Source organism: Fictibacillus sp. 23RED33, assembly GCF_015903925.1.
GTDB lineage: Bacteria > Bacillota > Bacilli > Bacillales > Fictibacillaceae > Fictibacillus > Fictibacillus phosphorivorans.
In genome coordinates, this window is record NZ_JACZDX010000001.1 from 1,045,607 (window position 1) to 1,069,821 (window position 24,215).

A 24,215-nucleotide genomic window follows, 5' to 3' on the forward strand; every position below is an offset into this window, starting at 1 on the left:
CTTTTAAATAAGTACGAGAGACTTAAAAGGGTGACGACAAGAGAGGAACCATTTTCTTCTTCTGTTAAGAGCACCCTGAAAACTTTTTCAGGGTGCTATTTTTATGTCAAAAGGAGAGATTAGGATGAACCATTTACTAACAATGAATGAGTTATCGATTGAAGACATTCAATTCATAATGAGAAAAGCAGAAGCGTTTAAAAGCGGAAAGCAAGATGAGATCTTCAAGCAAAAGTTGATCGCGAATTTATTTTTTGAGCCAAGTACAAGAACAAGGTTCAGCTTTGAAGCTGCAGAATACAGACTTGGCATGAAACCTTTAAACGTGGAAGTGAACGGCTCCTCCGTGCAAAAAGGAGAGACGCTTTACGATACGTTACGAACGCTAGAGGAAATAGGCGTGGAAGCATTTGTTATCAGGCATCCTGAAGATCGCTATTTCGACGGCTTAGCTGAAAAAATAAATGTTCCGATCATCAATGCTGGTGATGGCTGTGGCAATCATCCGACTCAATCTTTGTTAGATCTAGTAACGATACAACAAGAATTTATTGTACTGCAGGGATTAACAGTTGTCATCGTAGGTGACATCCTACATAGCCGTGTGGCTCGGTCAAACGCTGAAGTCTTGCGGAAGATGGGAGCTAGAGTATTATTTTCAGGACCTGAAGAATGGTTTGTAGACGAATGGAAAGAAGACTTCATCCCAATTGATGAGGCAGTCGAACTAGCTGATGTACTTATGATGCTCAGAATTCAACACGAAAGACATAGCACTTCCATGAATCTCGCGAAAGAAGATTATCATCAGCAATATGGTTTAACGGTTGAAAGAGAAAAAAGGATGAAAGCACACAGCATTATCATGCACCCAGCTCCTGTAAATCGAGGCGTTGAAATCGCAGATGAACTTGTTGAGTGTGAACGCTCAAGAATATTTAAGCAAGTACAGAATGGTGTTTTTATTCGAATGGCGGTATTGAGATGGGCATTGAATACGAATCAGGAGGCTATTAACGATGAGCTACTTATTAAAAAACGCTAAGATCCTTGACGGAAACAACAATCTTATCCACAGAGATATCTTAATTGTAAATAACGAAATTCAAAAGGTAGAAAAAGATATAGCGATTGAGAATCATGAAGTACTTGATGTAGAAGGAAAATTAATAACACCAGGATTTGTAGATCTACATGTTCACTTAAGAGAGCCTGGTGGAGAACATAAAGAGACCATTGCAACAGGTACGAAAGCTGCAGTGAAAGGTGGATATACAACTCTTGCTGCGATGCCAAACACGCGACCAGTACCAGATAGCAGAGAAACATTAGAGCTTGTACAGAGTAAGATCAAAGACACGGCAAGCTGCAGAGTACTTCCTTACGCATCAATCACAACGAGACAGATCGGGAGTGAACTTACAGACTTTGAAACTCTTCTCGCGGGTGGCGCATTCGCTTTTACGGATGATGGTGTAGGAGTGCAGTCAGCTGGAATGATGCTTAGCGCGATGAAGGAGGCAAAACGCCATGGTGCTGTTATCGTAGCACATTGTGAAGACAATACGCTCCTTCCTAAAGGAGGCGCTTTCCACGAAGGTGAGTTTACGAAAAAAGAAAGTCTGCCTGGAATTCCATCCGTTAGTGAATCTGTGCACATCGCACGTGATGTATTACTCGCTGAAGCGGCAGATGCAAGATATCACGTTTGTCACGTGAGTACGAAAGAATCAGTCCGAGTCATTAGAGATGCGAAACGAGCAGGAATTAAAGTTACTGCAGAAGTCACGCCTCATCATTTGATTTTAAGCGATAAAGACATTAAGGCAAACGATACAAACTATAAGATGAACCCACCTTTAAGAAGTGAGGCTGATCGAGAGGCATTAATAGAGGGACTTAAAGATGGCACGCTCGACTTTATCGCAACAGACCATGCTCCACATAGTGAAGAAGAGAAAGCACAGAATGTTGAACTTGCACCTTTTGGAATCGTAGGATTGGAAACAGCTTTTCCTCTTCTTTATACAGAGCTTGTTGTGAAAAAGAAACGATTCACACTGCAAGAACTTGTAGACAAGATGACGAAAAAGCCTTCTGAAAGCTTTAATCTGTCATATGGCAGACTTGAAGAAGGTTCACTTGCAGATCTTACAATCATCGATCTAGAAAAAGAAGAAACAATCAACGCTAACGATTTTGTATCTAAAGGGAAAAACACACCGTTTGACGGTTGGAGCTGTAAAGGGTGGCCGGTTGCAACCATTTTTAGTGGGAAACTTGTTTATCAACGAGAGGAGAGCTTAGTATGAAACGCTACTTAATTTTAGAGGATGGAACGATTTTTACCGGATTGGCTTTTGGTTCACAACGTGAATCAAGTGGTGAGGTAGTATTCACAACAAGTATGACAGGATATCAAGAAGTAATGACTGATCCTTCATACTGTGATCAAATTATCTGCTTTACGTATCCACTAGTGGGGAACTACGGAATCAACCGGTCAGATTATGAATCGATCCGTCCTGCAACGAGCGGGATCATTGTGAATGAACATGCTGAGTTTCCCAATCATCATGAAGGTATGCAGTCTTTAAGCAGCTGGCTGACAGCAAAAGATATTCCAGGTTTATATGGAATTGATACACGCAAACTCACAAGAAAAATTCGACAGCACGGAACGCTAAAAGGTAGAATGACAAACTCTATTGAAAATGCTGAAGAAGTGATAAAGAACTTGAATGCAGAAGAACGAATTACCAATCAAGTGACAAAAGTATCAACAAAAACACCATATCACTTACCGAACAGCGGTTATCGAGTAGTGGTCGTAGATTTTGGAGTGAAAAGCGGAATGTTAAGGGAGCTTTCTAGACGATTATGTGATGTGATCGTTGTTCCACATAACACATCTGCAGCTGATATTATCCGCCTTCAGCCTGATGGTGTACTTTTGAGCAACGGACCTGGAGATCCAAAAGATGTGCACTCAGGAATAACGATGATTCAAGAGCTTTTAAATCATAATATTCCAATCTTAGGAATCTGTTTAGGGCATCAGCTATTAGCTCTTGCAACCGGTGCTGATACCGAAAAGCTGAAGTTCGGACACCGAGGTTCTAACCATCCGGTAAAAGATCTTGAGACTGGTAAAATTGCGCTCACTTCACAAAACCATGGTTATGCAGTAACTGAAGCGTCTCTACAGAACTCAGAGCTCGTTCTAACACATATAGCGGTAAACGATGGAACAGTTGAAGGGTTAAAACATAAAGTGAAGCCTGCGTTTTCTATTCAGTATCATCCAGAAGCATCACCAGGACCACAAGATTCGAATCCGATCTTTGATGATTTCATGAACATGATTAAAACAACGAAGAAAGAAGGTTTGATGCAATATGCCTAAACGACATGACATCCGAAAAATTTTAGTGATTGGTTCAGGACCAATCGTTATTGGACAAGCTGCAGAATTTGATTACGCTGGTACACAAGCTTGCCAAGCTTTAAAAGAAGAAGGATACGAAGTTGTTTTAGTAAACTCAAATCCTGCAACAATCATGACTGACCCTAATATGGCGGATAAAGTTTACATCGAACCATTAACTCTTGAATTTGTATCGCGCATCATACGTCAAGAACGCCCTGATGGACTGCTTGCTACGTTAGGTGGCCAGACGGGTTTGAATCTCGCCGTTGAACTTTTCAACTCAGGTGTCCTCGAGGAATACAACGTGGAACTGTTAGGAACAAAACTTCCTTCCATTCAGCAAGCGGAAGACCGAGATTTGTTCAGAGAACTTATGAGAGAGTTGAACGAGCCAGTTCCTGAGAGTGCAATCGTTCATAACATGGAAGAAGCTAGAGCATTCGTTAATGAGAACGGTTTTCCGGTAATCATTCGCCCAGCGTTTACACTTGGTGGAACGGGAGGCGGAATCGTAACAAATGAAGAAGAGTTCTTAGAGATTACGCCATCTGGGTTGCATGCGAGTCCTGTAGGTCAAGTATTGATCGAAAAGAGTATCGCAGGATTCAAAGAAGTCGAATATGAAGTGATGCGTGATAAGAATGACACGGCAATCGTTGTGTGTAACATGGAAAATATCGACCCGGTAGGAATTCATACCGGTGACTCAATCGTAGTAGCACCTAGCCAAACACTTACTGACAGAGACTATCAACTGTTACGAAACGCATCTTTAAGAATTATAAGAGCTCTAAAAATCGAAGGAGGCTGTAATGTACAGCTTGCTCTAGATCCTGAGAGCTCTCAATATTATGTGATCGAAGTAAATCCGCGTGTAAGCCGCTCATCTGCTTTAGCTTCTAAAGCGACAGGATATCCGATCGCCAAATTAGCAGCAAAGATTGCAGTAGGATACACGCTAGATGAAATAAAAAATCCAGTGACGGGAACCACTTATGCATGTTTTGAGCCGGCACTTGATTATATCGTTTCGAAGATTCCAAGATGGCCGTTTGATAAGTTTGAAGGAGCGAACCGTAAGCTTGGAACACAGATGAAAGCGACCGGAGAGGTTATGGCGATCGGACGCAACTTTGAAGAGTCTCTTTTAAAAGCGGTACGATCTCTTGAAATTTCAGCTTTCCACCTTGATGTGAAAGAGAAAAACCTAACTGAATCTGAAGTACAAGAAAAAATCTTGAGAGCAGATGATGAAAGGTTGTTCTACATCGCTGAAGCACTAAGAATGGGAATTACAGTAGAACAGATACATGAATGGACAAAGATTGATTATTTCTTCTTAGAAAAGCTCCATGGAATCATCCTTTTAGAGAAACGAGTAAAAGAGCGTAAGAAAGATGAAGTCATCTTAAAGAAAGCAAAAGAAAAAGGATTTAGCGATCGCTGGATTGCAGAAGCTTGGGAAATGGACGAGTATGAACTATATCAGTTCAGATTGAACGAGAGAATCAAGCCAGTCTTCAAAATGGTTGACACGTGTGCAGCAGAGTTTGAATCCGCTACACCTTATTATTATGGAACTTACGCAGAAGAAGATGAATCAATCATTACAGACAAAAAGAGTGTGGTCGTTCTTGGATCTGGTCCGATCAGAATCGGACAAGGCATTGAGTTTGATTATGCGACCGTGCATACGGTGTGGGCGATTCAAGAAGCAGGGTATGAAGCAATCATCATCAATAATAATCCAGAAACGGTCTCTACGGACTTTAGCATGTCAGATAAACTTTATTTTGAACCGTTAACAGTAGAAGATGTAATGCATGTGATCGATCATGAAAAGCCTGAAGGCGTTATCGTTCAATTCGGTGGACAAACAGCGATCAATCTCTCAGAAGAGCTTGAGAGAAGAGGGATTAAGATCCTCGGGACATCCCTAGATAGCATGGACCTAGCTGAGGACAGAGAGCGCTTTGAACAAGTGATGAAACAGCTTGAAATTCCGCAGCCAGCTGGAAAAACAGCGTTCTCTGTTAAGGATGCCGTGGCTATCGCGAACTCAATCGGATATCCTGTACTCGTTCGTCCTTCATACGTGCTTGGCGGAAGAGCAATGGAGATCGTGTACCAAGAAAGTGAGCTTCTTCAGTATATGGAGAACGCTGCTAGAGTAAATCCTGAACATCCAGTATTAGTCGATCGATATCTTGAAGGAAAAGAGATCGAAGTAGACGCGATCTCAGACGGGAAAGATGTTTTCATCCCAGGGATGATGGAGCATATAGAGCGTGCAGGTGTTCACTCTGGAGATTCTATCGCAGTCTATCCTCCGCAAACTTTGCCTGAAGAGATCAAGCAGAAGATTATTGACAGAACGATTTCAATCGCAAAAGGTTTAAAGATCATCGGACTTTTGAACATCCAGTTCGTTTGGCATAAGAATGAAGTGTATGTACTTGAAGTGAATCCACGCTCAAGCCGTACAGTGCCATTTTTAAGTAAGATAACAGGTGTACCGATGGCTAACGTCGCTACAAAAGTCATACTAGGTGAGAATCTAGTTAGTCAAGGCTATGAAACAGGTTATCAGAAGGAAACAGATGAAGTCTCGGTTAAGGTTCCTGTGTTCTCGTTCGCAAAACTGCGTCGTGTGGATACGTATTTAGGGCCTGAGATGAAATCAACTGGAGAAGTAATGGGAAGAGATAAGAATCTTCAAAAAGCACTATACAAAGGCTTGATCGCATCGGGTATGAAAATTCCAACGCACGGAACTGTACTCTTTACAGTAGCAGATAAAGACAAAGAAGAAGCACTTGAGATGGTAAAGAGATTTTACGAGATCGGTTACACGATCATGGCAACGGAAGGAACAGCGAGCATTATTGAACAAGAAGGAATCCCAGTCAATGTCGTTGGCAAGATCGGATCAGAAGGGAGAAATCTTCTAGATGTTATTCGTAAAGACGAAGCACAGTTTGTCGTTAACACGTTAACAAAAGGGAAGATACCTGCGAGAGATGGATTCCGCATTCGAAGAGAATGCGCAGAGAACGGAGTCGTATGTTTGACAAACTTAGATACTTCAGTCGCTCTATTAGAAGTACTTGAGTCCATCTCGTTCTCAGCACATGCACTTTCAGCATTCACAAAAAAAGACAAGGTGCTCGTATGAAGAAGCACTTGTTGAACATTACATCAAATATAGAGATCGCTAGAAATATATTTGAGATGAAATTGACTGGCCCTGGTGTAGGCAGCATGACTACACCTGGTCAGTTTCTCCATGTCTCTGTAGGAAATCAATCTTCAAAACTATTGCGCCGCCCACTTTCGATCTGCGATGTAGATTTAGAGAGAAAAGAAGTAACACTTTTGTACAGAGCACAAGGTGAAGGTACGAAACAGCTCAGTCACAAACATGAAGGTGAAGTTGTAGATGTATTAGGTCCGCTTGGTAACGGGTTTGAACTTGCTGAAATGGATAAAAACAAACATGCACTGCTCATCGGGGGAGGGATTGGTGTACCACCTCTATACTACCTTGGTAAGCATCTTAAGAAAAAAGGAATAGAAGTAACATTTATTCTAGGTTATCAATCGATTGAAGACAGCTTTTACATCGAAAAGTTCAAAGAAATCGGAGAAACCATCGTGACTACTGTTGATGGATCTCTTGGAATAAAAGGCTTTGTGACAGACGCGATGATGAACGTTGTTGAAAATGAACCTGTCATCTATTCTGTTGGACCGGCGATCATGCTAAAAGCAGTAGAAGAGAGAGCGGTTGGTCTACGGGGATATCTTTCATTAGAAGAACGAATGGGTTGTGGGATTGGCGCTTGTTTTGCCTGTGTATGTCCAACCGAAACGAGAGAATCAGGATATGTAAAGATCTGCAGTGATGGACCGGTATTTAAGATGGGGGAGGTTGTATTATGAGTAGGCTGCATGTTTCATTGCCAGGATTAAATATGAAAAACCCTATTCTTCCTGCATCAGGCTGTTTTGGATTCGGAAAAGAATATGCTAAGTGGTATGACCTAAGTGTACTAGGTGGTATTACGATTAAAGCAGCTACTCTAGAGGGACGTTTCGGCAATCCTACCCCTCGAGTAGCTGAAACAGAAAGCGGAATGTTAAACGCTATCGGCCTTCAAAACCCAGGTGTATTGAAAATTTTAGAAAATGAAGTTCCGGCTTTGGAGCCTTATAACATACCGATACTAGCTAATATTGCAGGATCTACTGAAGAAGAGTATATCGAAGTGACAAGGCAGATCTCATCCTCGCCTCAAGTGTCTGCTGTAGAGCTAAATATATCGTGTCCGAACGTGAAAGAAGGCGGAATCCAGTTTGGTACTCACTACAAATCTGCGGCAGATCTGACAAGAAAAGTGAAAGCCGTATCAAAAAAACCAGTATATGTGAAGCTCTCGCCCAATGTCTCAAACATCGTAGAGATGGCACAGGCAGTTGAAGAAGCGGGCGCTGATGGTCTTTCGATGATCAATACACTAGTTGGAATGAAATTAGATTGGAGAACGGGTAATCCGATATTGGCAAATAAGACGGGTGGACTTTCAGGACCCGCAATAAAACCTGTAGCTATCCGGATGATCTATGAAGTAAGCCAAAAGATATCACTACCGATTATCGGTATGGGTGGAGTAAGCACAGCTGAAGATGTTCTTGAGATGATGTCTGCTGGTGCATCTGCTGTTGCAGTCGGTACAGCAAACTTTGTGAATCCATACGTTTGTCCTGAGATCATAGAGCAACTTCCAAAGCTGCTAGATGAGATTGGCGTAGAAAATATTAGTGAGATGACAGGAAGGAGTACAAAGCAATGGAAAACCCCGTTATCATCGCGTTAGATTTTAAGAATGCCGATCAAGCCAAATCCTTTTTATCAAGCTTTGAAGGACAATCTCCTTATGTAAAGGTAGGTATGGAGCTTTTTTATGCGGAAGGACCTCCTTTTATTAAATGGTTAAAAGAAAAAAACTTTCGCATCTTCTTGGATTTAAAACTACATGACATACCAACAACTGTTCATAAAGCCATGAAGGTCCTCGGTGGACTGAACATTGACATGGTGAATGTTCATGCAGCAGGTGGAACTCATATGATGAGAGCTGCTAAAGAAGGTCTACTAGCAGCTGGTGCTCATCATACAAAATTAATTGCCGTTACACAGCTTACAAGTACAACAGAAAAAGTATTAAACGAAGAGCTCTTAATCAAGAATGTTGATATGAAAGAGTGTGTAGCTCATTATGCAGAACTTGCTAAAAAGGCAGGATTAGATGGTGTCGTTTGCTCCGTGCAAGAAGCTATGAAGATCAAGGATGTTTGTGGAAAGAACTTTTTGACTGTTACTCCAGGCATTCGTCCGAGCGGGTCTGATACACATGATCAAGCTCGAGTTGCCACACCAAGAGAAGCTGCGTTAAAAGGCTCGGATTATATGGTGATCGGCAGAAGTATCACTCAATCAGAAACACCTGTTGCAACGTATTCTCAAATACTACATGAATGGAGAGATAGTCATGAAAACAACAACTTCCCAACATTTGCTTAACATTGAAGCCGTAACTCTGTCACCTGAACATCCATACACGTGGTCCTCTGGGATGAAGTCTCCCATTTATTGTGATAACCGGTTGATTATTGCATATCCTGAGATTCGTAAACAAGTAGCTGGAGAGCTTTCCGCGTTAATAGAGAAGCATTACCCAGAAGCTGATCTTATCGCCGGAACAGCAACAGCAGGTATTCCTCATGCAGCGTTCGTAGCTGATCAGATGGAATTACCTATGTGTTACGTAAGATCTAGTGCGAAGGCTCATGGAAAAACGAATCAGATCGAAGGATTAACGAATAAAAGTAAAAAGGCAGTAGTGGTTGAAGATCTTATCTCAACTGGCAAAAGCTCTATTCAATCCGTACTAGCTCTTCGAGAAGCAGGGATTGAAGTGCTCGGTGTTGTAGCCATCTTTAGTTATGGTCTGAAAAAAGCAGACATAGCACTGGGTGAGTTGGATATTCCTTTTCAAACCGTAACAAACTTTAGTACATTAATAGAGGAAGCACAAGAAAGCGGAAAGATAAGTGACCAAGGGCTTTCTTTATTAAAAGAATGGCAACAAGACCCAGAACATTGGGGAGCTGCCTCTTTTTCCAAATAGTTTTCTTAAAGGAGAATACATTTTGAGAAAAATGAACGGTGAAGAATTTGATGAGCTTGTTTCCTTTTTTGACAGCATGGCAAGGACGACTTGGCTGAAGAAAGTTCATGATCGTTTAAAAGAAGTAACAGGGTCATGGAGTGAAAAAGATGTTCTCGATGTGGGATGCGGAACGGGGAGATTGCTGTTGCGTGGAGCTGAGGAAGCGAATAGACTTGTCGGTGTTGATTTGTCTTCAGAGATGGTCAAGGCTAGCATTCAGCAGTTCTTTTATCATGAATTAAGTGGTAAAAGTGAGTTTATTGTTGCTGATGCAGAGAATCTTCCGTTTTCAGATCATTCGTTTGATCTAGCTTTATCCACTTGTGTGATGTTTTTATTGCCAGATCCAGCTAAAGGTATCAGTGAGGTTCATCGCGTTCTAAAAGATGATGGTCAAATCGTCATGTTGAACCCGAGTGGAAAAATGAGTCAAGAAAACGCTGCTTCTTTCGCAAAGGAAAACGATATCTCTGGGTTCGAACGAACAGCACTCTTAAAATGGTCTAACGTAAGTACGAGAAGACATCGCTATTCAACAGATGAAATGACAGAATTACTACACAACCTGCATTTTACAGATGTGCAACATCAAGAAGTATTAGGTGGCCTTGCGATTATCAGCAAAGCAAAAAAAGCGCAGAACAGCTAAATTCAAGCTGCTCTGCGTTTTTTAATTGGTGCTTAAGGTAAGCATCCAAGCCTTTAGTATCTTTGAAATTGCCCTATACAAGGGCAACAAGAGAGAGAACGTATGATTTAAGCACCTTAAATGACCTTCAAAAATAAGAATCTGTCCAATTGCTTATATAATCTGTCCGATTGGGGCCACAATCTGTCCAATCTTGAATTTAATCTGTCCAATTCAGCAATTAATCTGTCCAATCTTTTATTCTGAAATATGCTAGGTGGCTCAACGCACGCCCCTCACAAAGCGAGCATCCTGTAGCGTAGATCAATACCTTCTAATTCTACAAAGCATTACAAGATTGCTTACTTCTTTAACCGAAAAACAAGATCTTCATCAGGTGTCACGAAAAGCGTCTGCTGATTGTCATAAATAACAAATCCAGGCTTTGCGCCGTTAGGCTTCTTCACATGTTTTACTAACGTAAAGTCAACAGGAACCGAACTCGAATTTTTTGCTTTGCTGAAAAATCCTGCCAAAACAGCTGCTTCTTTAATAGCTGTTTCACTTGGGCTAGACGAGCGTATCAAAACATGAGAACCTGGAATATCCTTCGTATGAAGCCATGTCTCATTTGCTCTCGATAACTTAAAGGTTAGATAGTCGTTCTGTTTATTGTTCTTACCGACTAAAATTTCTGTTCCGTCCGTAGATGTGAATTTTTCAGGCTGAGGCGTCTTGTTTTGTTTTTTCTTGTTCTTACTTTGTCTATGTTTTAAATAACCGCCTTCACCGAGTTCTTCTCTGATTTCTTCAACATCCTTCATGGATGCTGAATCCATCTGGACGATCAGACGCTCAAAATACAGCAATTCATTTTTAGCTTTCTCTATCTGATCTTTAATAATAGAAACCGACTTTTTTAGTTTCCCATATTTTTTAAAGTAGCTTTGGGCGTTATCTGCAGGTGACTTAAGAGGATCGAGTGTAATTTTCACCAGTGGCTGATCCTCAGTGAAGTAATCCTCTACCTCAACTTCTTTATCTCCCTTTTTCGCCAAATACATATAAGCGGTGAGAAGCTCGCCTTTTCGTTGATACTCCTCGGCATTATGCGTTTGTTGAAGTTCTTTTTCTAGTTTTCCTATTTTTTTCTTAATCTTTTCGTATTCGTTCGAAAGATATTTTTCAAGATCGTTTGCTTGTTGTTTAATGCGGTCACGATCGGCTTTTCCGTAAAAATAACGATCGAGCATCTGGCTAACCGTATCAAAGGATCGACTTTCCCCTGAAACATGATGTAGTGGCAGAACTGAAAAATACTCTTTCTTGTGGTTTGTGATCATTTGAGGTTCATATTCTTGATTTGATAACTGCTTCATCACACTAAAAAAGGCGTCCGCAACTTCGTTTTTAACCGATAGTCCGGATCTATGCACGATTTCTTTTGCGATCAAGGGAGAGAACAAGCTGAATCTGGTTACAAGTTGTTTATCCAATTTACCTTCGTTCCAAGAAATCTTAGAAACAAATTCATCTGCATTGGTTACTGTAAAAGGATCTGTTTTTTCTTGTGCTGGAGGCATGATGTACTCAAAACCTGGAAGGATAGTACGATGGCGATTCTGAAAGCTAGGAATGTGCTTGATGCTGTCAACGATCTTCTTTGATTTTTCGTCGACTAAAATGATGTTGCTGTGTCTTCCCATGATTTCGATATAAAGTACTTTGGTCGTTTCGTCGCCGATTTCATCTCTATTCTTCACGGTAATCGTTATAATTCTCTCCAAATCAAGCTGTTCTATTTTTTCAATAAAAGCACCTTCTAAATGCTTTCTGAGAAGCATACAGAACATTGGAGGAGTATCTGGATTCTCATACGTATGTTCAGTGAGATGTACTCTTGCGAAAGAAGGATTTGCAGATAATAACAGTTTATGATTTTTTCCATTTGCACGGATTGTAAAAACAAGATCTGTTTTATGTGGCTGATAAACCTTAGATATTCGTCCTGAAGTAAGTGTGTTTTGTAGTTCAGTTGTTATGGCACGTGTCATTATTCCATCAAAGCTCATGTTATGTTCACCTCTTATTTCTGATTCATAGTATAGCATTTTTGCGGACATGCCTGCATATAAATGCTATTAACTAATCTTATCAGAGGTGGAAGCTATGAATTGGTACCAGCTGCCGCAAGACGAAATTGAATCCATTCTTAACAGCAGGATGGAGAGTGGGCTCTCAAAAAGCGAGCAAGAACGAAGGTTAAAGTTAGATGGACCGAACCAACTTGAAGAAGGAAAGAAGCAGTCTGCCATTTTAATGTTCCTTGCACAATTTAAAGACTTTATGGTCCTTGTCCTCTTAGCGGCTACTTTGTTATCCGGTTTCTTAGGAGAATATCTAGACGCGATCGCAATCATTTTAATCGTAGTGATGAACGGAGTTCTTGGGTTTATCCAAGAGAGAAAAGCAGAGAAATCCTTAGCGTCACTAAAAGAATTATCTGCTCCCAGTGCCCAGGTTTTAAGAGAAGGTAAGTGGGTTTCTATTGCTGCGAAAGACGTCGTAACGGGTGATGTTATAAAAGTTAAAAGTGGCGATCGAGTAGGAGCAGATATTAGACTTTTAAAAACATCAGGATTGCAGATCGAGGAATCAGCACTCACAGGAGAATCTGTTCCTGCCCAAAAACATAACAACCTGATTTCTGCTGAAGACCTAAACCTTGGTGATCAGGAGAACATGGCGTTCATGGGCACAATGGTCACAAGAGGAACCGGACAAGGTATCGTCGTAGGGACAGGCATGAAAACGGAGATGGGCAAGATCGCACATCTCATTCAAACTGCTGAAAACATTGCAACACCTCTTCAGATGAAACTTGAACAGCTTGGGAAAATTTTGATCGCCCTTGCGTTGCTTTTAACTGTCTTAGTAGTTTTAGCAGGTGTTATGCAAGGACATGACCTCTACAGCATGATTTTAGCAGGTGTGTCTTTAGCTGTTGCGGCCATTCCAGAAGGACTTCCAGCGATCGTTACGATTGCACTCGCGCTAGGTGTTCAAAAAATGATTCGAAAACGAGCAATCGTAAGAAAGTTGCCGTCTGTTGAAACATTAGGCTGTGCAACGGTCATCTGTTCTGATAAAACGGGAACACTTACTCAGAATAAGATGACGGTTACACGGGTTTGGTCTCAAGGCAGACAGTGGAGTGTTAATGAAGACGGTTTTGAAATCGTAGGCGGCGGGATTCAAGAAAACAATAAGAGAGAAGATAAGCTCACAGAAGTTTTGGCATATGCGGCACTTTGTAACAATGCCACGATAGAAGAAGGCAAGAAGGGCACTTTGTTAGAAGTTGGTGATCCAACAGAAACGGCGTTATTAGTCAGTGCTTACAAAGCGGGAATCACGAAAGAATCATTAAGGGAACAATTTACGATTCAGCATGAGTTTCCTTTTGACTCTACCCGTAAAATGATGAGTGTTGTTGTACGCGATACTGAAGGAAATCACATGCTAGTAGTAAAAGGAGCACCAGACGTATTACTCGAGAAAAGTGATTATATTGTGTGGGATGATAAAAAACAATTGATCAAACAAGCACATAAAGAAAGAATAAAAGAAGCCATCTATGTACTCGGCAGTCAAGCACTGCGGACCATTGCAGTTGCGATTCGTCCTTTAAAAGAAGGAGAGCACTACTCACAAGCTTCTTTTGCAGAAAGAAGTCTAACGTTTATTGGATTACAGGGAATGATGGATCCACCTCGTCCTGAAGTTGAAGAAAGTATCAGAGATTGTCAGACTGCTGGTATCAAAACCGTAATGATTACGGGAGACCATGTTGTAACTGCAGCAAGTATCGCAAAAAAACTAAACATGTTACCTAACGGTGGAAGAGTGATGGAAGGTGCTGAGCTCGCTCAATTAAGTGACGATGAATTGGACAAAGTTTCAGAAGATGTGTACGTATACGCGCGAGTTTCTCCAGAGCACAAGTTGAAAATCGTAAAGTCTCTTCAGCGAAGAGGCCATGTTGTTGCGATGACAGGTGACGGAGTAAATGACGCGCCAGCCATTAAGTCAGCAAATATTGGTATTGCGATGGGGATAACAGGAACAGACGTTGCGAAGGAAGCTTCCTCTCTTGTGCTTGGTGATGACAACTTTGCTACGATTCGTTCAGCGATTGAAGAAGGAAGAAACATCTATGAAAATATTAGAAAGTTTATTCGTTATCTTCTAGCATCCAATGTAGGTGAGATCTTAGTTATGCTTTTTGCGATGATCATGGGTTTACCCCTTCCATTAGTTCCGATTCAGATTCTTTGGGTGAACTTAGTGACAGATGGTTTGCCTGCAATGGCATTAGGTGTTGACCAGGCAGAAGAAGACGTTATGAGAAGAAAACCAAGGCAAGCGAAAGAAGGAGTGTTCTCCAGAGGGCTAGGATGGAAGATCGTTTCAAGGGGATTCTTGATCGGTGGGGCCACAATACTTGCTTTCTGGGTTACCTTAAAAGAAAATCCAGATCAACTGATCGTCGCGCAATCCGTAGCTTTTGCAACACTTGTTATGGCACAGTTGATCCACGTGTTTGATTGCAGAAGTGAGCGCTCTGTTTTCCATAGAAATCCGTTTCAGAATGGTTACCTAGTCCTGGCTGTTATTTCATCTATTCTGTTATTGCTAGTGGTCATGTACGTAGAGCCATTGCAAAATATTTTCCATACGGTGCCGCTCTCCATGAGACAATGGCTGCTCGTTCTTGGCATGGCTTCTATTCCAACATTTGCTCTAGCAGGCTTTCAGTTATTTAAAAAAGAGGCAAGATAAACAAATAAAGCTGGTTCCCGTATGTTTGGGTACCAGCTTCTATTATTTTTAGCAAGACAAGAGGTATGTGCGCTCGTCCAGCGACTGTGAAACACGCTTGACGAACGTTCTAGACTTTTATGAGCAATTCTAAACCTCTGCCCAAAATTCAAAGCTGAACATGGTCGAAGATCTCGCTAGCAACTTTTTTACGCTATTTCCTTAAAAATAGGGAAATTAGTTTAGATTTCAGGATTTATGTGCTAAAATATAAGAACATGTGTACAGTTTTTCACAATATCGTACAATTAGCGTATGACCCGTTATTCCATTTGGCTAGAATAGTAGCAGGTTAGGGGCGTTTAGAGATGAAATTAATTAATATTGGGTACGGAAATATTGTTGCTGCTCACCGAATTATTGCGGTAGTCAGTCCTGAATCTGCACCGATAAAACGATTAATCACGGTAGCACGAGAGAAAAACATGCTGATTGATGCTACATATGGCCGCAGAACGCGAGCGGTTGTTGTGACTGACAGTGATCATGTTATCTTGTCAGCTGTTCAGCCTGAAACAGTAGCTCACAGACTGATGTCGGTTGATGAGGGCTCAGAAGAAAGTTAGGTTGTGGAGGTTTTTATGGAAAAAGAAAGAGGCATTCTGTTTGTTCTTTCCGGTCCGTCAGGTGTTGGAAAAGGAACTGTGTGTAAAGCGCTTCGTGAACAAAAGCTGGACATTCAATATTCCGTTTCAGCAACGACAAGAAAGCCGCGTGAAGGCGAACGGCATGGGGTAGAATACTTCTTTAAAACAAAAGAAGAGTTCCTTAATATGATTGAAAATAAACAGCTGCTCGAATGGGCAGAATATGTTGGCAACTATTATGGGACACCGATTGAATATGTGAATAGTACGCTTGACGAAGGAAAAGATGTTATTCTAGAGATCGAAGTACAAGGTGCACTTCAAGTGAAAAACATATTTCCAGAAGGTGTTTTCATCTTTTTAACACCGCCAAGTCTGGACGAATTAAGAAGTCGTATTGTTGGACGCGGTACAGAGACAGAAGATTTGATCAACAACCGCATGTCCGTAGCCAAGGAAGAAATTGAACTCATGAGACATTATGATTATTCTGTAGTGAATGATGAGATCGAAGCTGCTTGCAATCGAATCAAAGCAATCATTACCACGGAGCATTGCCGCGTGGATCGAGTTCGTCCAAAATACGAAAAAATTTTAGGAGATGACCAATAATGCTATATCCATCCATCGATTCTCTTATGGAAAAGATTGATTCAAAATACTCACTAGTTACTCTTAGCTCAAAGCGCGCTAGAGAAATTCAACAATATGATAATCAGCAGATCGCAAAACCTGTATCACACAAGTTTGTCGGTAAAGCACTTGAAGAAATTCAATCCGGTGTACTAATGAAAGTCGGAGAAACACCAGAAGATTAATAGAACAGCGAAAAAATATACAACCTTGACTAAAGGTTGTTATTTTTTTGTTCTGAATAGATTTCAATCGATTTTTTAATACATATAAATGCTGTAAAATAGAGTTAGCATGTATAAGTCAAGAGCGGCGGAAGGGGTTTATTATGGAAAAGAAGAGAATATTGCTTGCTGTTTCAGGCGGAATAGCTGCATATAAGGCGGCAACAGTAGCAAGCAGATTATATCAAAACGGATTCGAAGTAAAAGTGATCCTGACTCATTCTGCACAAAAGTTCATCACACCACTTACCTTTCAAACGCTGACAAGAAAAGAAGTTTATACAGATACGTTTGAAGAAAAAAATCCTGCAGTTGTTAGTCATATTGACCTTGCAGACTGGGCGGATCTTGTTTTGATCGCACCGGCGACTGCAAACTCTATCGGCAAACTTGCTAACGGAATTGCAGATGACATGCTCACAACAACACTGCTCGCTACAAAAGCAGACGTACTGATCGCACCTGCAATGAATGTAAATATGTTCAATCATCCTGCAGTTAAGAAGAACATGGAAACGTTAGCTTCATTCGGTTGGCGTTTCATAGAACCGAACGAAGGACTTTTAGCATGTGGATGGATCGGTAAAGGAAGACTTGCTGAACCTGAAGAATTGATAGAATCTGTTCATGCTTATTTTAATGAGAATAAGGATGGAGATAAGCCCTTTGCTGGGAAGAAAATACTTGTAACAGCTGGTCCAACTAGAGAGGAACTGGATCCTGTTCGTTACTTTACAAACCACTCTTCAGGCAAGATGGGATATGCGATTGCGTCAGTTGCAAAAAAACTAGGTGCAGATGTGACTCTTGTTACAGGACCAACCGCATTACCAGAACCTCAAGGCATTACTATTGAAAAAATCATTTCCACTAAAGATATGTTTGAAGCAACAATGTCTCGTTTTCATGAACAAGATGTTGTTATTAAATGTGCAGCGGTAGCAGATTATACACCTGTCACGGTTCATTCTAAGAAATTTAAGAAGAAAAACGATCTTTGGACGATTGAGATGAAAAAGACGATTGATATCCTGCAGTCTCTTGGTGAGAAAAAAGAACATCAAGTTTTAGTTGGATTTGCGGCAGAGACAGAAAATCTTGAGAACTACGCAAAAGATAAGATGATTCGAAAAAACCTAGATATGGTTGTAGGGAATGATGTATCAAAAGAAGGATCAGGTTTTGGGAGCGACACGAACGAGATCATGATGATAAAAAAAGATGGAACTAAGAAGGTACTGCCGATTCTGTCAAAGGAAGATGCAGCACATGAAATATTAGTAGAAGTTATGGAATTGATGAAAAGATGATCGCGGCAGTCGTAGTTGATGTTCCTTCAGGAAGTGTAAACAAAACTTTTGACTATAAAATTCCAGCAGTTTGGGAAGGTTGGGCTGAACCTGGGATGCGTGTTATCGTTCCGTTTGGGCCGAGAAAGCTTCAAGGTTTTATCTTAGAGATAAAATCAACTTCTACGGTAAAAGGAATGAAAAATATAACGGAGATTCTGGACCCATTGCCTGTGTTAACGTCCGAACTGATCGAGTTAGGAAGGTGGCTGGCTGAGAATACACTTAGTTTTTACATTACGGCTTATCAAGCCATGTTGCCAGCTGCAATGAAAGCTACTTATGAAAAGTCATTTCAAGTGATGAGATCTGATAAACTTCCTGATTCGATACGTCCCCTTCTTTCAGTCAACAACGAGATTCATGTAAGTGATGTGACAAAATCAAATCCTGATCTGTTACCACTCTTGCAGTCTTTGGCGAAAGAAGGAATTCTAGATGTTGTTTATAAAGTGAAAAATAAAGCAAATAAAAAGAAGCAAAAATTCGTTTCTGTTACAGACCGGGCTTTAGCAGAAGAACTGATTCGAAATTTAAATAAGAATGCTGAGAAACAAAAGGCGATTCTTCTAGAACTCTTACATCGGCCAGATGGAGAGTACGTGTTGCAGGAAATTTTAAAGGAAACAGGAGCTACTCTCTCAACAGCACAAACACTATCTAAAAAAGGTATTCTACTTATAGAAGAAAAAGAGATCTATCGTGACCCGTTCCAAGGTCGTACGATGAAACGAACACAGCCTCTTGCATTAACAGAAAATCAAGAAAGTGCGATCAAACCGATTCTGCATTCTATCGAGAACAATATACACGAAACGGTACTTCTCCATGGTGTCACAGGAAGCGGGAAAACAGAGATCTATCTGCAGTCCATCCAAAATGTATTGGATAAAGGAAAAGAAGCTATCGTACTCGTACCTGAGATCTCGCTCACCCCGCAGATGGTAAACCGCTTTAAAGGTCGTTTCGGTAGTGCAGTTGCGGTACTTCATAGTGGATTATCGATAGGAGAAAAATATGATGAATGGCGAAAGATTCTTAGAAAAGAAGTTTCCGTCGTTGTAGGAGCGCGTTCCGCGATCTTCGCTCCGTTCCAAAACTTAGGAATCGTCATTATAGATGAGGAGCACGAAACAAGTTATAAACAAGAAGATCACCCGCGCTATCATGCAAGAGATGTGGCGATATGGAGAGGAAACTATCATTCGTGTCCAATCGTCCTTGGAAGCGCGACACCGGCACTTGAGACATATGCAAGAGCGCAAAAAGGAAGGTATCAATTAGCAGAGCTAGCTAACCGTGTACATGCTAATCCGATGCCAGAAGTCACCATAGTAGATATGAGAGAGGAACTGAAGAACGGGAACCGCTCTATGTTTTCCCTTGCTCTGATGGACAAGCTGAAGAACGGACTTCAAAAAGGAGAACAGTCGGTATTATTCTTGAACAGAAGAGGCTATGCTTCTTTTATTCTTTGCAGAGATTGTGGCTATGTAGCACAATGTCCTCACTGTGACATTTCTTTAACCTACCATAAGCGTTTTGGTGAATTAAAATGCCACTATTGCGGTTATAAAGAGAGTACACCTTCTGTTTGTCCGAGTTGTACTTCCGAACATATCCGTTTTTTTGGAACTGGTACACAGAAAGTTGAAGAAGAACTTGCTAAAGTTCTTCCTGAAGCACGTGTGATTCGTATGGACGTTGATACGACTTCAAAAAAAGGCAGTCACGAAAAGCTCTTAACGGCATTTGAAAACGGTGAAGCTGATATCCTGCTCGGTACACAGATGATCGCAAAAGGGCTGGATTTTCCTAAAGTAACATTGGTAGGTGTTTTGGCTGCTGATACGATGCTTCATCTGCCAGACTTTAGAGCTTCAGAAAAAACCTTCCAGCTTCTCACACAAGTGAGTGGCCGTGCAGGCAGACACGAACTAGAGGGAAAGGTTATTGTACAAGGATACGATACTCAGCATTACAGCATTCAATTAGCATCCAAGCACGATTTTCACTCCTTTTATAATCAAGAGATGCAAACGCGAAAACTTCATCAATATCCACCCTTTTATTATTTAGGTTTGTTAACGTTCAGTCATCTCGATCTCATGCAAGTGGTTGAAGCGAGCGAGAAAGCAGCAACCTACCTATCGAAGAGGTTATCACCGGATAGTCTGCTTCTTGGACCTGTAACTTCACCCATTGCACGTGTGAAGGATAGATATCGCTATCAGGTCATGATAAAATACAAAAATGAGCCGGAGCTAAGAACCTGGTTTGAAGAGATTATTGCTCATTTCCAAAACGATAAAGAGAATAAAGATCTTCAGATAACGGGTGATTTAAACGCCCAAACACTTATGTAGCTAGTTAAGGAGATACAAAATGACCATTCTTAAAATTGTAGAACATCCACATCCAGTGTTAGAAACAGAATGTGAACCAGTTAAAACATTTGATAAAAATTTAAAAACGTTAGTTAAAGATATGTTCGAGACGATGTATGAGGCAGAAGGAGTTGGACTCGCTGCACCTCAGGTTGGCATTGCAGAACAGATCGCAGTTGTAGATATCGGTGATGACACAGGTCAGCTAGTTCTGATCAACCCGGTTATAAAAAAAGCTTCTGGGAGCCAGAGTGGGCCTGAAGGCTGTTTAAGTTTCCCGGGATTATTTGGTGAAGTTGAACGTCCTTTTGAAGTTACCGTTACAGCTTACGACGTAAACGGAAAAGAGTTTACATTAAAAGCAAGTGATTTTCTTGCTCGTGCCATCCAACATGAAATCGATCATCTGCATGGTATCTTGTTCACATCAAAAGTAATCGAATATTACGAGACGGAAGAACTGGAGGGATAAACATGAAAGTATTATTTATGGGAACACCTGATTTTTCCGTACCCGTTCTTTGTCAGCTCGTTGAAGATGGCTACGATGTCGTTGGTGTTGTCACACAACCTGACAAGCCAGTTGGCAGAAAAAAAGAGATCAAGCAGACTCCAGTTAAAGAGGAAGCTTTAAAACATGGAATTTCTGTGTATCAGCCTATTAAACTGCGAGAAGACTATGAAGACATCATCGCTCTTCAACCAGACTTAATCGTCACAGCAGCATATGGACAGATTTTACCAAAAGCGATTCTTGAAACACCTCAGCATGGATGTATCAATGTTCATGCATCATTGCTTCCGAAGTATCGTGGAGGTGCTCCAATCCATAAAAGTATCATGGACGGAAACGCCAAGACCGGGATCACGATCATGTATATGGTTGAAAAATTAGATGCAGGTGATATACTTACCCAAGTTGAAGTTGAAATCGAAGAAAATGATCACGTTGGTTCGATGCACGATAAGTTGAGTGCAGCCGGTGCAAAGTTATTGTCTGAAACCATTCCTCAACTTGTTGAAGGTAAACTAACCCCTGTGCCACAAGTGGCTGAGGAAGTTACATTTGCATGGAACATCACGCGAGATCAAGAGAAGATAGATTGGACATTGTCAGGTGAAGAAATTTATAACCACATTCGTGGGCTACACCCATGGCCGGTTGCTTATACGTATTTGAACGGACAGCCACTTAAAGTATGGTGGGGTGAAAAGAAAGAAACAAGTACTGATGGTGAGCCTGGGACTGTAATCGGTGTTCACGAAAAAGGTCTTCAGGTCGCAACAGGAAACAAAACAAGCATTATCATTACAGATTTGCAGCCCTCTGGAAAAAAGAGAATGTTAGCAAGTGATTATCTTAAAGGAGCAAGCGTTTCAAAAGGCTTGAGATTAGGTGAGTAGAGTTGGATAACAACATTAGAGCGATTGCCCTGGACGTTTTACTTAAAATAGAACAGAACCAGGCTTATAGTAATTTACAACTGAATCAAACATTGCAGAACTCGAATATGAAGAGTGTAGATAAAGCACTCTTGACGAACATCGTGTACGGAACGATACAAAGAAAAAACACGATTGATTTTTATTTGGATCAATTGTTGAACAAACCGATCAAGAAAAAAGACCGTTGGGTTCTTTCTTTACTGAGGCTATCTATTTTTCAGATGCTATATTTAGATAGAGTTCCTGATCATGCGATCATTCATGAGGCTGTAGAGATAACGAAAGAACGAGGAAACCAAGGACTTGCCGGTCTCGTAAACGGTATCTTACGTAAACTTCAGCGAGAAGGAACAGAAGCCATGGATAAGAAAGCTTTAGAAAGTGCGGAAAAAGAAGCTCTTTCTTACAGTATGCCTCAATGGTTGTTTGACCGCTGGAGAGATCAGTTCGGACAAGAAGATGCGGAGAAGATGGCACAATCTAACTTATTAGCTTCTCCTGTGACTGCAAGGGTGAACACGAAGAAAAGCAATAGAAAAGACGTTTTGGAGCTTCTATTAGAAGAAGGAATTGTCGCTGAAGAAGGAGAATTGTCTCCTGAAGGTATCATCGTTAAAGAAGGCTATCTTCCAGCAACTGATGTTTATAAACAAGGTCTCGTAACGATCCAAGATGAAAGTTCAATGTTAGTGGCACGGGCTGTTGATCCTGTTTCTGGAGAAACGATTCTTGATACTTGCGCCGCGCCAGGTGGGAAGTCAACACATATGGCAGAACTGATGCAAGGAGAAGGAAAGGTAGTTTCATTAGACCTCCATTCTCATAAGATTGACTTGATCAAAAGACAAGCAGAACGTCTTGGACTTGAAAATATTGAAGCATCCGTGTTAGATGCACGAAAAGTGTCTGATCAGTTTGAAACAGGAACATTTGATAGAGTTCTCGTAGATGCGCCTTGCAGCGGTTTCGGAGTTATTCGTAAAAAGCCTGATCTGAAATGGTCTAAAACAGAAGAAGATGTGACAAGATTAACCAACATTCAAAGAGATATTTTGCACGCTGCTTCAGATATGGTCAAAGATGGCGGACTACTCGTATACAGTACGTGTACAGTTGATAAAGAAGAAAACGATAACGTTGCAGATTGGTTCTTATCAAACCATCCAGAATTCGAGTGGGATTCCCAATTTGCGGAAAAAATGCCGAATAACATAAAATCCTATATAATAGATGGTAGATCAGATATTCAGATCATGCCTCATTATTTTAATAGTGACGGATTCTATATAGCAGCATACAGAAAAAAGACAACAGGTGGTGAGAAACATGCTTAAACCTTTAACAGAGAAACAAACAAAACCAAATATTAAACCTTCTATCTTTTCTTTAGAACTTCATGAGTTAGAAGCGTGGCTTACTGATATAAGAGAACCAAAGTTCAGAGGAAAACAGATCTTTGAATGGCTGTATAAAAAACGTGTGTCTTCTTTTGAGGAAATGACGAACCTTCCTTTAGGTCTTCGTGAAAAGCTCGAGAAAGACTTTTATATCAAACCATTAAAAGAAGTCGTACGTCAGGAGTCTTCGGACGGCACGATTAAGTTTTTATTCGAGCTTCAAGACGGTTATTCGATCGAAACGGTTCTTATGAGACATGAATATGGAAATAGTATTTGTGTAACAACTCAAGTAGGATGCCGCTTAGGTTGTACGTTCTGTGCTTCCACACTAGGCGGACTTAAACGTAATCTTCTAGCTGGTGAGATCGTAGCTCAAGTGCTTCAAGTTCAACGCGCGCTAGATGAAACAGAAGAAAGAGTAAGTTCAGTAGTTGTTATGGGTATCGGTGAGCCTTTTGATAACTATGAAGGGCTCATGTCGTTTTTGAAGATTATCAATCACGATCAAGGCCTTAATATCGGAGCTCGCCATATTACGATCTCCACGAGTGGTGTTGTACCTTACATCTACAAGTTTGCGGATGAGGGCATGCAGATCAATTTTGCAATCTCCCTGCATGCGGCGAACACAGAGACGAGAAGCCGATTGATGCCAGTAAACAGAATGTATCCGTTAAACGAATTGATGGATTCTATTCGTTATTACATTAAAAAGACGGGACGCCGTGTGACGTTTGAGTATGGTTTGTTCGGTAAAGTTAACGATTCCGTAGAACATGCGAACGAGCTAGCAGACTTAATCAAAGATATTAAGTGTCACGTAAATCTTATTCCAGTAAACTATGTACCAGAAAGAGACTATGTCCGAACACCGAAAACACAAATTTTCAAGTTCTTAGAGACGTTAACCTCCAGAGGCATTAATGCCACCATCAGAAGAGAACAAGGACATGACATTGATGCTGCATGCGGTCAGCTGCGTGCGAAGGAACGTAAAGAAGAGACGAGGTGACGGGA

At 41.0% G+C, this 24,215-nt stretch carries 20 protein-coding genes; 19 read left to right on the top strand and 1 reads right to left on the bottom strand.

The features are described 5' to 3' along the window. Positions 1-124: 124 nt before the first annotated feature. The 9 genes from IHV09_RS05520 to IHV09_RS05560 are packed head-to-tail and all read left to right on the top strand — an operon-like array spanning position 125 to position 10,312. On the top strand, positions 125-1,045 hold the full coding sequence (locus tag IHV09_RS05520) for an aspartate carbamoyltransferase catalytic subunit (protein WP_197263805.1): 921 nt from the start codon (positions 125-127) through the stop codon (positions 1,043-1,045). Then, positions 1,020-2,312, top strand: a complete 1,293-nt coding sequence (locus IHV09_RS05525; protein ID WP_197263806.1) for a dihydroorotase — start codon at positions 1,020-1,022, stop codon at positions 2,310-2,312. The genes IHV09_RS05520 and IHV09_RS05525 overlap by 26 nt, the downstream gene beginning before the upstream one ends. Next, positions 2,309-3,406, top strand: coding sequence for a carbamoyl phosphate synthase small subunit (locus tag IHV09_RS05530; RefSeq protein ID WP_197191190.1), 1,098 nt, complete (start codon positions 2,309-2,311; stop codon positions 3,404-3,406). The genes IHV09_RS05525 and IHV09_RS05530 overlap by 4 nt, the downstream gene beginning before the upstream one ends. Continuing rightward, the gene (carB, locus tag IHV09_RS05535) at positions 3,399-6,605 is read left to right on the top strand and encodes a carbamoyl-phosphate synthase large subunit (protein ID WP_197263807.1); all 3,207 of its coding nucleotides are present in this window, start codon (positions 3,399-3,401) and stop codon (positions 6,603-6,605) included. The genes IHV09_RS05530 and carB overlap by 8 nt, the downstream gene beginning before the upstream one ends. Next, positions 6,602-7,372 carry a dihydroorotate dehydrogenase electron transfer subunit gene (locus IHV09_RS05540; RefSeq protein ID WP_197127671.1) on the top strand — a complete coding sequence of 257 codons (771 nt, stop codon included), beginning with the start codon at positions 6,602-6,604 and terminating at the stop codon, positions 7,370-7,372. The genes carB and IHV09_RS05540 overlap by 4 nt, the downstream gene beginning before the upstream one ends. Continuing rightward, positions 7,369-8,307: a dihydroorotate dehydrogenase gene (locus IHV09_RS05545; RefSeq protein ID WP_197127672.1), complete on the top strand. Its 939-nt coding sequence runs from the start codon at positions 7,369-7,371 to the stop codon at positions 8,305-8,307. Before IHV09_RS05540 ends, IHV09_RS05545 begins: the two co-directional genes overlap by 4 nt. Further along, the gene (gene pyrF / locus IHV09_RS05550; RefSeq protein WP_197263808.1) at positions 8,280-9,014 is read left to right on the top strand and encodes an orotidine-5'-phosphate decarboxylase; all 735 of its coding nucleotides are present in this window, start codon (positions 8,280-8,282) and stop codon (positions 9,012-9,014) included. The genes IHV09_RS05545 and pyrF overlap by 28 nt, the downstream gene beginning before the upstream one ends. Then, a complete protein-coding gene (pyrE, locus tag IHV09_RS05555; RefSeq protein WP_197263809.1) occupies positions 8,983-9,621 on the top strand; it encodes an orotate phosphoribosyltransferase in 639 nt (212 codons plus the stop codon). Before pyrF ends, pyrE begins: the two co-directional genes overlap by 32 nt. A 31-nt stretch (positions 9,622-9,652) precedes the next feature. Further along, positions 9,653-10,312: a class I SAM-dependent methyltransferase gene (locus IHV09_RS05560; RefSeq protein WP_231618206.1), complete on the top strand. Its 660-nt coding sequence runs from the start codon at positions 9,653-9,655 to the stop codon at positions 10,310-10,312. Between the two features lie 341 nt (positions 10,313-10,653). Here the strand turns inward: IHV09_RS05560 and IHV09_RS05565 are convergent, their stop codons facing one another. Next, entirely contained in the window at positions 10,654-12,363 is a 1,710-nt protein-coding gene (locus IHV09_RS05565; protein WP_197263811.1) for an Rqc2 family fibronectin-binding protein, read from the bottom strand. 97 nt (positions 12,364-12,460) lie between these two features. Between IHV09_RS05565 and IHV09_RS05570 the strand changes: the two genes are divergently transcribed. From IHV09_RS05570 to rlmN, 10 genes are all read left to right on the top strand, one after another. After that, positions 12,461-15,133, top strand: a complete 2,673-nt coding sequence (locus IHV09_RS05570; protein ID WP_197263812.1) for a calcium-translocating P-type ATPase, SERCA-type — start codon at positions 12,461-12,463, stop codon at positions 15,131-15,133. Between the two features lie 347 nt (positions 15,134-15,480). Continuing rightward, positions 15,481-15,738: an extracellular matrix/biofilm regulator RemA gene (gene remA, locus IHV09_RS05575; protein ID WP_066240628.1), complete on the top strand. Its 258-nt coding sequence runs from the start codon at positions 15,481-15,483 to the stop codon at positions 15,736-15,738. 15 nt (positions 15,739-15,753) lie between these two features. Further along, entirely contained in the window at positions 15,754-16,371 is a 618-nt protein-coding gene (gene gmk / locus IHV09_RS05580) for a guanylate kinase (RefSeq protein ID WP_197127678.1), read from the top strand. Further along, positions 16,371-16,577 (top strand): DNA-directed RNA polymerase subunit omega, encoded by a 207-nt coding sequence (gene rpoZ / locus IHV09_RS05585; RefSeq protein ID WP_197127679.1) that lies wholly within the window; start codon positions 16,371-16,373, stop codon positions 16,575-16,577. The genes gmk and rpoZ overlap by 1 nt, the downstream gene beginning before the upstream one ends. Positions 16,578-16,717: 140 nt before the next feature. Continuing rightward, positions 16,718-17,926 carry a bifunctional phosphopantothenoylcysteine decarboxylase/phosphopantothenate--cysteine ligase CoaBC gene (gene coaBC, locus IHV09_RS05590; protein WP_197264143.1) on the top strand — a complete coding sequence of 403 codons (1,209 nt, stop codon included), beginning with the start codon at positions 16,718-16,720 and terminating at the stop codon, positions 17,924-17,926. Continuing rightward, positions 17,923-20,331 carry a primosomal protein N' gene (priA, locus tag IHV09_RS05595; protein WP_197263813.1) on the top strand — a complete coding sequence of 803 codons (2,409 nt, stop codon included), beginning with the start codon at positions 17,923-17,925 and terminating at the stop codon, positions 20,329-20,331. Before coaBC ends, priA begins: the two co-directional genes overlap by 4 nt. Before the next feature lie 19 nt (positions 20,332-20,350). Next, positions 20,351-20,824 carry a peptide deformylase gene (def, locus tag IHV09_RS05600; RefSeq protein WP_197263814.1) on the top strand — a complete coding sequence of 158 codons (474 nt, stop codon included), beginning with the start codon at positions 20,351-20,353 and terminating at the stop codon, positions 20,822-20,824. A 2-nt stretch (positions 20,825-20,826) separates the two neighbouring features. Further along, positions 20,827-21,756: a methionyl-tRNA formyltransferase gene (gene fmt, locus IHV09_RS05605; protein WP_197263815.1), complete on the top strand. Its 930-nt coding sequence runs from the start codon at positions 20,827-20,829 to the stop codon at positions 21,754-21,756. Positions 21,757-21,758: 2 nt separating this feature from the next. After that, the gene (rsmB, locus tag IHV09_RS05610; RefSeq protein ID WP_197263816.1) at positions 21,759-23,132 is read left to right on the top strand and encodes a 16S rRNA (cytosine(967)-C(5))-methyltransferase RsmB; all 1,374 of its coding nucleotides are present in this window, start codon (positions 21,759-21,761) and stop codon (positions 23,130-23,132) included. Then, positions 23,125-24,210, top strand: a complete 1,086-nt coding sequence (gene rlmN / locus IHV09_RS05615; protein ID WP_197127684.1) for a 23S rRNA (adenine(2503)-C(2))-methyltransferase RlmN — start codon at positions 23,125-23,127, stop codon at positions 24,208-24,210. Before rsmB ends, rlmN begins: the two co-directional genes overlap by 8 nt. The last annotated feature ends 5 nt before the right edge of the window (positions 24,211-24,215 follow it).